This is a genomic window from Halolamina salina (assembly GCF_042678005.1).
Taxonomy (GTDB): Archaea; Halobacteriota; Halobacteria; order Halobacteriales; family Haloferacaceae; genus Halolamina; species Halolamina salina.
Genome location: NZ_JBHUDH010000023.1, coordinates 5,167 through 5,939, shown reverse-complemented (window position 1 = coordinate 5,939; position 773 = coordinate 5,167). Strand labels below are relative to the sequence as shown.

Sequence of the window (773 nt, the reverse complement as noted above, 5' to 3'; positions counted from 1 at the left end):
CAGCCCGTCGACGCGAACGATCCCCGACTCGGACTCCGTGTCGACGTGAACCGCGAGGAACCCCGCCTCCCGCGCGGGCAGCGCGTCGTGCTCCAGCGAGTCGCCGACGTAGACGTACTCGTCGGCGTCGAGTCGTTCCCGTGCCGCCTCGAAGATCGCGGGATCGGGCTTGTGTGCCTCGATCTCGTAGCTCGGGAGGTAGGCGTCGAAGCGGTCGAACAGCCCGACGGACTTCAGTTTCCGGCGCTGGACGTCGGTCACGCCGTTCGTGAGCAGCCCCAGCGCGGTGTCGGCGTCGTCGAACGCGTCCAGCGCCTCGCGGGCGCCGTTGGCGGGCGTCGACGCGGCGACCTCGGCGTCGACGTAGGTATCCCGGAGCGCGTCGGGATCGGCGTCGAGATCGCCGGATTCGACGGCGGCGGCCATCCCGGCGCGGTACGGGTCGGGGTGGAACGACTCGAACGCCTCGAAAAAGGCCTCGGCGTAGGTCGCTTGCAGGTCGGCGGTGGCGTCGACGTTGGCGGCGTCGCAGGCCGTCTCGAACAGGTCGTCGTACGAGCAGTCGAGCGTGAGGAGGGTCCCGTCGCAGTCGAAGTAGACGGCGCGCATGGTTCTGGGTGGTGTCGATGGGTGAAAAAGACGGGTGGGGGTGATTCTGGGCAGTTGACGGTACGACGTTTTCTCAGATCGTTAGTGACCGCGACAGCAACAGCACCTCGATGCTAGACCACTTGTGACCGCAGTGTGCCGGGCACGAGGCTCGTCATCAGAAA

Annotated in this window: 1 protein-coding gene; it reads right to left on the bottom strand. The window is 67.1% G+C overall.

Annotated elements, in window-relative coordinates:
• A partial coding sequence (locus tag ACFR9S_RS02940) for an HAD family hydrolase (RefSeq protein WP_379818029.1) occupies positions 1–609 on the bottom strand: 609 nt, incomplete at its 3' end.
• Positions 610–773: the final 164 nt, after the last annotated feature.